This is a genomic window from Baia soyae, assembly GCF_004341445.1.
Lineage (GTDB): Bacteria > Bacillota > Bacilli > Thermoactinomycetales > Thermoactinomycetaceae > Baia > Baia soyae.
In genome coordinates this window covers 58,034-67,343 of sequence record NZ_SLXV01000011.1, presented here as the reverse complement: position 1 = coordinate 67,343, position 9,310 = coordinate 58,034, and the positions used below count along the sequence as shown (strand labels likewise).

The window sequence follows — 9,310 nt, the reverse complement described above, 5'->3', positions numbered from 1 at the left end:
TAAATCATCTTCTCCTACTTGATACTGTTGAGCCACCGTTTTGTATGATCCCATACCGTTTATATAGGCTTTCACAGCTTCTAATTTTGTCTCAAGCGAATACTTAGTCATGAAAAAGCACCTCCAACTGTTGGATTGTATTTCGTGTCCAACAATTGGGGTGCAGTTCACATTTTGCCATGTCTTTCTATTTCAAGTAGGGCTTAAGATTCTTGATTTCTCTTTGTAATTGTTTAGCTGATTGTTTATATATTTCTTTCTCCTTAGGGTCTTTCGTAGATAGCTGCATGAGTGCTAGATCTGCTTCGCATTTATTTAATAACGTATAGAGGAGATTTTTTTCTCCCGCGTCTACGTGTACAGGGTGGATCTTATCTTGATATAGATCGATGTATAGACTTCCGCTTGAAGTTACTTGTGCTAAGAATATATCCTTTTCTTGTAGACGACGCTTTTTCAGCTCTGATTGTAGCCAACTTTTAGACAATCCAATACTGGTTAACGTGTCTTCCATGATATATCCATCCGAGATTACGACTTCCGGAAATAATTCCTTCTCAACCGTCATTCCTAGCATTTTAGGAGTGAGAGGTTGATTTTCTTTTTTAAGAAGTACATTTAACGTTCCGTTTTGCTCTAAAATGGCTGTGTCCACATCGCTGAGGGAAAAGATATTTTTATATCGTAGTTGTTCCATTAGTTCATCCACGGTAATTCTCTCTTTTCCGAGGTTCTCTTCTAGAATGTCTCCATTTTTAATCAGGATAGTGGATTTACCATCTAATACATTTCGCAATCGTTTGCTTTTCAGGGTAATGTATTCAATTCCCATCGCAACCAGTGTCCATACAGCAAGTGATGCAACTCCTTGATACCACCGACCATCTAGATCAATAGAGAGTGATGCGGCTAAGTTACCAATCGTAATTCCAGTGATGTACTCAAACAATGAAAGTTCAGATAGCTGTCGTTTGCCTAGTATTTTCGTAACGATAAATAAAAAGATAATGGCGGACAAGGTACGTAGAATGATCTCTATCCATGGAGGCATTGCTGGGACTCTCCTCTTCCAATATAGATTGGCATATTATGCATATATCCATGGAATATTATTCAAATGAAGTGAGAGGAACGTATGTCTATTTTGGAAACGAACGGTGAAATGAATTGACGATTTGTTGATGTGGGCATATAGTTAAATTGTTTAATAGTTAAATAAATGAACTATTTATGAATGGAATATATAAGAGGAGTGATGAGGAAACGTGCTTCCTATCGATATTAAGCATCTAGTCGATCAGTATATAGAGTTGTCTTTTTCCGTTAACAAAAGTGGGGAATCCCTAGTCAGAGATCAGATGAATGACGATATGACAAGTGATCAGCACTATACTCTTCGTTACATCTATCAAGCCAAATCTTGTACTCCTTCCGACTTAGCCAAAAGGTTTCAGGTGAAGAAAAGTGCCATTACAGCGATGATGAATCGCATGTGGAAGAAAGGTTGGGTCCAGCGGACACGGGATGAGAAAGACCGCCGAGTTGTGTATCTCACACTGACTGAGGCAGGAGAAGCGTTGTACATGAAAACGGAAGAGAAAATTCATCACCTGGTGGGTTCTATCCTGAACAACTTTGAACAAGAAGAGTTGGGACAATTTCTTAGTACGTACCAAAAACTACATCGAGTCCTAGAGGATATAAACAAAAATAAATAGATGGGAGGAATGGAATTGAAAGCGATTATTAAAGGTCGTTGGTGGGTTCTTTTGTCATGGGTTTTACTGATTGCGGGATTGTTTTATATATCTCCCAACATGGCTGATTTAGTGCGTGAAAAGGGAAATATTGAAGTTCCAAAGGGATATTCATCTAAGATTGCATCGCAGTTACTAGCAGAGGTGGATGGAAAAAACAGATCACAAGTAGCTCTTGTCTTTTATAACGATAATAAACTAACCGAGGGTGATATACAGGAAGCGAAAAAAGCAATTGATCTGTTGGAACAGAAAAAGGAATCACTTGGAATTACAGAGATTACTACACATTTTAAAGACAGCCAGTTAAAGGATATGATGGTTTCCAAAGATGGGAAGGCGATCCTAGCTTCGCTCGGCGTACATAGAGGAGACAAGAAGGCATCTGCTCTGAGTCAAGATCTATCAAAAGCGCTGGACGGGATTAAAGTTCAGCATCAATTTACGAGTGATTGGATGATTACGGATCAATTGATGAAGTCATCGGAAGAGGGAGTAAAGAAGACAGAGGGGATTACAGTTGCTTTTATTCTGATTGTCTTGATCTTGGTCTTCCGTTCTGCTGTGGCCCCTGTGATTCCACTTTTGACTGTGGGATTCTCATACCTTGCGTCTCAATCGATCGTATCTATTTTGATCGATCGATTCGATTTCCCTATCTCCAATAACACACAAATGTTTTTAGTAGCAATCTTATTTGGGATTGGAACTGATTATTGTATCTTGCTTTTAAGCCGCTTTAAGGAGGAATTATCCGATAACAGGAGTGTCACCACCGCCATCTTAGAGACGTATAAAAGCGCTGGTCGTACTGTGTTCTTTAGTGGGATTGCGGTGATGGTAGGCTTTGCTTCTATTGGGTTTTCGGAATTCAACCTGTATCGATCTGCTTCGGCAGTAGCAGTTGGAATTGCCGTTTTATTGTTAGCCCTGTTTACACTTGTCCCGTTTTTTATGGCGGTACTTGGGAAGAAAATCTACTGGCCATCCAAGAAGAAATTGGATCATAGAGAAAGCAAGTTGTGGGGGATGGCAGGAAGATTTTCTCTATCTAAGCCGATTCTTTCGTTGCTCGTGGTTGCGATTATTTGCGTCCCCTTTATCTTTGCGTACGGAAGCAAGCTTACTTTTAATTCACTAGAGGAAGTTAGCAAGGATGCCCCGCCAGTCAAGGCATTTCATATAATCGAAACCAGCTTTGGAGCCGGGGAATCCATGCCAACGAAAGTAGTGTTAAAAAATGATGAACGCATGGATTCAAATGATTATCTATACATCACAGAAAACATTAGTCGATCATTGGAGAAAGTAAACTTGGTGAAATCCGTTCGTTCCATTACACGACCGATCGGGAAGCCTTTAGAGGAATTTTTGATTACGAAGCAGTCAGAGGAGCTAGAAAAAGGAGTAGGGAAAGGGAAAGAAGGCGTCTCTAAAGTCTCAGATGAACTGCATAAGACAAGCGAAGAGTTATCCAAACAAGAACCGCAAATCAAGCGTGGTGTGGGTGGAATCAACGACTTGGTTAGCGGTACTTCCAGGCTTCAAAAGGGGCTAACGGAACTACAGTCTGGGCTAGCTAGGGTAGATAATGGCATTCGTCAGGGGACTGCGGGTTCTGTTGAAATAAAAAAGGGACTTCAAGAGGCAAAGGCAGGGGCACAGGGCTTGCTTAGGGGTTATCAAGGGCTTTACCAAGTATATAAAGAGGTTAGCCTTGCATTACAAGGGCAAGAGGCATTAAAGTCAAAAATGATGGAAGCTAATGCTGACTTAGAAGGATTGATTGCTCAACAAAAAGGGCTAATAAAGGGCTTAGACGATCTTATCAAAGGGGTCGATAGGCAAATAGCAGGCTCTAAGCAAGTAGCTGCTGGACAAGGAGAAATCGTGAAACAGACTCCTCAATTGACCAAAGGCTTATCCGATATTAATGATGGTCAAAAACGTCTCTTAAAAGAATATCAAGCACTTACTGGCCAGCTAGGGAAATTGTCATCAGGCCTTGCTGAAGGTGCAAAGGGATTAGATAAGATATCAGGTGGCTTGGGAGATGCACAAAACTATCTGACGGGCTTGACTGATTCTTCAGGTGTCGATGGATTTTATATCCCAGATGATGTGTTAGAAAATAAGGACTTTCTAAAAGTGCTAGATGTTTATCTGTCTCCTGATCGGAAGACAATGACGTTGGATGTAGTGTTTAAGACAAATCCATACGCACGTGAGACCATGAATCAGATCGATGATGTCAAAGATGCGATAAAACGAGCGACCAAAGGAACGAAGCTAGAAAACGCTACTGTGGCAGTCGGTGGAATTACTAGTGCAAGCGCGGATTTGAACACGATGTCGAATCAAGATTATGCTCGTACGGTTACGCTGATGATAATGGGAATCGGGCTCATCTTGGTGTTTGTATTCCGCTCGATCATCATGCCAGCTTATATCCTAGGTTCTCTCCTTCTCACCTACTATACGACGCTCGGAATGAACGAAGTTCTATTCATTAATATCTTGGGTTATAGCGGAATTAGCTGGGTTGTCCCCTTCTTTAGCTTTGTCATTTTAATGGCACTCGGAGTGGACTACAGTATTTTCCTTATGGATCGATTTAATGAATATCAAGACTTAACGGTTGCCGATGCGATGCTGTTATCCATGAAGAAGATGGGGTCGGTTATTATTTCTGCGGCTATCATTTTAGGTGGTACATTTGCGGCGATGATCCCATCAGGCATGTTATCTCTCGTTCAAATTGCCTTGATTATTTTAATAGGATTATTGTTGTATACCTTTGTGGTACTACCACTCTTGATCCCTGTATTGGTTAAAAACTTCGGGAAAGCAAACTGGTGGCCATTTCGAAGATAAATAAAATGCAGATAAAACCCTTTAAGTTGGTGGAAACCTCCTTAGAGGGTTTCTGTATTTGTCTAAATCATGACAAGAGAGCATGATTAGAGGAGATATTTATTAATTAATAGAAATTAAAACAATATATAAAAATATAACAAGTTATAACGGGGGACTAAATTTGCAGAGGATGTTAAAAGGTCGTTGGTGGATTGCCCTAGCATGGGCGATGATTGTGGCAGGTTTGGTCTATATAGCTCCTAGTATGTCTGATTTAGTACGTGAAAAAGGGAGGATAGAAGTTCCAGAAGGATATTCATCTAAACTTGCTTCTCAATTGATAGTAGAAGGGTATGGGAAAAGAAATTCTTCTCAAGTTGCCCTAGTTTTTTATAGCGATCAAAAACTGACGAATCATGAGGTTAAGGAAGCAGAAGAGGCGATTAACCGCTTAGAGCAGAATAAAGAATCACTGGGGATTAAGAAGATCACGAGTCATTTTAAAGAGGGTCAGTTGAAAGAAGCTCTTGTTTCCAAAGATGGAAAAGCCATCCTTGCTTCAGTAAATATCGATCAAAAAAAACGTAGTCTGTCTACTCTTACGAAGTCCTTATCCCAAACATTGGATGGAATAGGAGTTAAATATGCTTATACTAATGAGTCGATTATTACGAATCAATTGCTCCAAAAGTCGGAAGAAGGATTAAAGAAGACAGAGGGAATCACAGTTGTGTTCATCCTTTTCGTCTTGCTACTCGTATTTCGCTCCGTTATTGCCCCGATTATTCCTCTATTAACAGTGGGAGTCTCCTATCTTACTTCCCAATCGGTTATTTCTATATTAGTTGACCAATTTGATTTTCCGATCTCCGGTAACACACGAATTTTCTTGGTAGCTATTTTGTTTGGAATTGGGACGGATTATTGCATTTTGCTTCTAAGTCGTTTTAAGGAAGAGTTAATCAATAGCGGACAAGTAATTCCCGCCATTATAGAAACGTATAAACGAGCAGGTCGAACTGTACTGATTAGTGGGATTGCGGTCATGGTTGGCTTTGCTTCTATAGGCTTCTCTGAGTTTAATCTGTATCAGTCTGCTGCTGCGGTTGCGGTAGGAGTCGCCGTATTGCTACTCGCTTTATTTACGCTTGTGCCGTTCTTTATGGCGTTTCTGGGTAAAGCAATTTACTGGCCGTCTAAAAGGAAATTAGAACATAAGGACAGTAAACTATGGGGTTTTATAGGGAAGTTTTCATTATCTAGACCCATTCTCTCTATACTCGTGGTAGGGGTTATCTGTATCCCCTTTATGATTGCATATAAAGGAGAGGTGTCGTTTAATTCCATAGAAGAAATAGGCGAAAATGTACCTACGATTAAAGCATTTCGCGTGATTGAAACTAGCTTTGGTGCAGGGGAATCGATGCCTACGAAGCTGGTTTTCAAAAATGATGATCGGTTGGATTCGGTTGATTATTTCTATGTGGTAGAACGGATTAGTAGGGAGTTAGATAAGGTAGATTTGGTTGCTTCTGTTCGATCGATTACTAGGCCTATGGGCGAGGCTTTTGAGAAATTTCTGATTACCAAACAGTCAGAAAAGCTAGGGAAAGGGTTAGGGAAAGGGAAAGAGGGTGTCGAAAAAATTTCGGATGGACTGCAAGAAGCAAATAGTGAATTAACAAAGAAAGAGCCCGAACTAAAACGAGCAACAGATGGGATCCAGCGCTTGATTGATGGTACGAGTCTAGCAGAATCAAAACTAACCCTACTTGAGACGTATTTGTCCAAGATGGAGCAAGGAATGAGAACGGGCTCTGTACAAGCAAAAAAGGAGCTAGAGACGGCAAAAGAAAAGACACAGGAACTGCTTCGGATGTATCAAAACTTTTCTAAAACATATAAAGGAATAAACCGAGATTTACAACAGATTGATCCTTTGTTAAATCAATTAGATCAAATAAAAGAAGAGAATTTCCTAAATTTAGAAAGGAGTGTAAAGGGTTTATCTGACTCAGGAGATTATCAAAAAATCAAGAAAAATATCCTGCTTGCTCTTGAGAAAAAGGATAAGATGATGAAATTCCGTTCCAATTTGGAAACTGTGATGGCAAATGAGGATAAGGTAACCAAGGACATAAATGCCTTTACCCAAGGGATAGAGAAACAAGTGAAAGGTCTGGAAAAAGCAGCGGATGTACAAGGGCAGATTGTAAAACAACTACCTCGTCTAACCGATGGTTTGTCTAGAATGAATGATGGTCAAAAAGAGCTACTTGGCGGATTTGGCAAGCTAAGAGATCAATTAGGAGAATTAAAATCAGGCCTAAGTCAAGGGGCAGATGGTCTAAATAAGGTATCAGACGGGTTGGGAGTTGCACAAAGATATTTAACAGATCTCTCCGCTACTCCGAGTGTCGATGGATTTTATATGCCAGCCGATATAGTAGAAGATAAGGGTTTTCAAAACGTATTAGATGTGTATTTAGCTCCTGATGGGAAGACCATGACGATGGACGTAGTTTTCAAATCGAATCCGTATGCTCGTGAAACCATAGATCAAGTAGAGAAGCTAAAAGAGGCTGTCCATCGAGCCACCAAAGGAACCAAGTTAGAAAATGCCACAGTGGCTGTAGGTGGTATTACAAGTATGAACGCCGATTTGAAAGCCATGTCGAATCAAGATTACTCTCGGACTGTTACACTTATGTTGCTAGGAATTGGGCTTGTCTTAGCGTTTCTATTCCGTTCTTTTATGATGCCGATCTATATCATTGGATCACTACTTCTTACCTACTATACGAGTATGGCGATGAATGAAGTGCTTTTCGTGGATATCTTGGGCTATAGCGGGATTAGTTGGATTGTACCTTTCTTTTCCTTCGTGCTGTTGGTGGCACTTGGAGTCGATTACAGCATCTTCCTCATGGATCGGTTTAATGAGTATCGAGATATAACCGTTACGGATGCGATGCTACTATCGATGAAGAAGATGGGGACCGTGATCATCTCGGCTGTGGTCATATTAGGAGGTACATTTGCGGCGATGATTCCGTCAGGCATGTTATCCCTTATTCAAATCGCTTCCATCATTTTAATTGGGCTATTTTTATACACCTTTGTAGTGCTCCCTCTACTAATTCCCGTACTAGTGAAGAGTTTGGGGAAAGCAAATTGGTGGCCATTTCCGAGATCAAAAGGTTGAGGCAAACAATAAAACAAGCTCTCATGTATGGAGAGCTTGTTTTATTGTTAAGAGGCTTATAGATACTTGTCAATCATATTTGTTAATTTATCCGTATCGTACGATAAGTACTGCCCAGCCCGATTGCGGATGGGATCCCCAGAGTAGAATCGCTCGTACAGCTCGGATCGTGAGGCAAACGGAGTCCCGATGACATCCCAAGCCAGTTTAAATAGCTTGGTCCTTTTTTCCGCATCTACATCTGCACCACGGAAATATTGATTCATCAGATCCGATATCGGAGATTGAAAATCTTGTACACTTGAGGGGGTTTGAATAACCCCACCAGCTGCGATTAATTGGAGAATCTCAACTGCTCGCGGGTAGAAGGTGGTTCCAAGGTTTTTAGCAGTGTCAATGGCGATTCCTCTAGGTAGATAAACGCCTTCTTCAGTCATCGATCCTTCTGCTTCGCTGGCTATAATACATGCGTGGATGGTTTCTACTTGGGAGATCAGTTCGCCCAATTTCTCTTGAACATGAAGAAATTGAGTAGCTCCAATAGTAGTAGCGATTTTACAAGCTAAGCCAGTGATAAACTCTAGCTTTGTTTTTAAGCGGATGATCGCTTGATGATATCCCAAGCAAATGGAGTGAGGATTCTCTTTGATCGCCCAGATCGCTTCTGGGTTTTCATGGATAAACACATATTCCCACGGAATAAAGACATCATCAAAAATAAGGAGGGCGTCCATCTCGTCATACTGGGAGCTAAGGGGAAAGTCACGTTTCTCGAGATCACTCTTGGCAAACGATTCCCGGCAAACGATGTGTAATCCAGCGGAATCCGCAGGGACAATTAACATATTCGCTACTGATTTTTGTGATTCATTTAACCTAACCACGGGATAGATCAGAAAATCATGCGTATAGGGGGCTGCTGTCGCAATCATCTTAGCCCCATTTAAGTAGATGCCGTCTTGCGTTTTTCGAGTGATGTGAAGTAGGCCTGATTCACGTAAGAGTTGAGGGTCATATTGATTCGCACGGTTGATTTGAACATCTCTTTGCACAACGGTGATAAATCGATTTTCATCCCGTGCTTGTTGATAATAACGAGCAATTTTCTCTGAAAATGCTGAATCATACGTAGAGAATTGATTCCGAGCACAGTACCATCCAGTTAAACGGGAGCGGGCATAATCAGAAAGTCTGCTCATCATCCCGTCCGTTGCTTCGCTCCACTTCTCAAAAGCAACACGTCGTTTTTGTAAATCGACGATGGACTGTGGAATATGAAATGATTGATGAACCCATTCACCTGTAGTAGGACTCACATAGGCAACGCTTTCTTGGGTGGCAGGGTCATCCATCATCCGAAACAGATTACAAACCGTTTGAATCGCACCACGAAATGCATCTTCCTCTAGAACACGAACTTGTTTTCCATTTAGCCAAATGCTTCTTTGATCGTTTAAACTTTCGGAAAATTCTTGCTCCCTTGTTTTCAAGT

The 9,310-nt window shown here is 40.9% G+C and carries 5 protein-coding genes; 3 read left to right on the top strand and 2 right to left on the bottom strand.

Going from position 1 to position 9,310, the window contains the following annotated elements; translation table 11 throughout:
• Positions 1–187 precede the first annotated feature (187 nt).
• Positions 188–1,051 carry a DUF421 domain-containing protein gene (locus EDD57_RS05430; RefSeq protein WP_131848467.1) on the bottom strand — a complete coding sequence of 288 codons (864 nt, stop codon included), beginning with the start codon at positions 1,049–1,051 and terminating at the stop codon, positions 188–190.
• Between the two features lie 214 nt (positions 1,052–1,265).
• Between EDD57_RS05430 and EDD57_RS05425 the strand changes: the two genes are divergently transcribed.
• The 3 genes from EDD57_RS05425 to EDD57_RS05415 all read left to right on the top strand — a co-directional run bounded on the left by EDD57_RS05425 (position 1,266) and on the right by EDD57_RS05415 (position 7,818).
• A complete protein-coding gene (locus EDD57_RS05425; protein WP_131848466.1) occupies positions 1,266–1,718 on the top strand; it encodes a MarR family winged helix-turn-helix transcriptional regulator in 453 nt (150 codons plus the stop codon).
• A 15-nt stretch (positions 1,719–1,733) separates the two neighbouring features.
• On the top strand, positions 1,734–4,631 hold the full coding sequence (locus EDD57_RS05420; protein WP_131848465.1) for an MMPL family transporter: 2,898 nt from the start codon (positions 1,734–1,736) through the stop codon (positions 4,629–4,631).
• Between the two features lie 163 nt (positions 4,632–4,794).
• Positions 4,795–7,818: an MMPL family transporter gene (locus EDD57_RS05415; RefSeq protein ID WP_131848464.1), complete on the top strand. Its 3,024-nt coding sequence runs from the start codon at positions 4,795–4,797 to the stop codon at positions 7,816–7,818.
• Positions 7,819–7,874: 56 nt separating this feature from the next.
• On the opposite strand, the gene EDD57_RS05410 is transcribed toward EDD57_RS05415, so the two are convergent.
• The gene (locus EDD57_RS05410) at positions 7,875–9,308 is read right to left on the bottom strand and encodes a 4-hydroxyphenylacetate 3-hydroxylase family protein (protein ID WP_131848463.1); all 1,434 of its coding nucleotides are present in this window, start codon (positions 9,306–9,308) and stop codon (positions 7,875–7,877) included.
• Between the last annotated feature and the right edge of the window lie 2 nt (positions 9,309–9,310).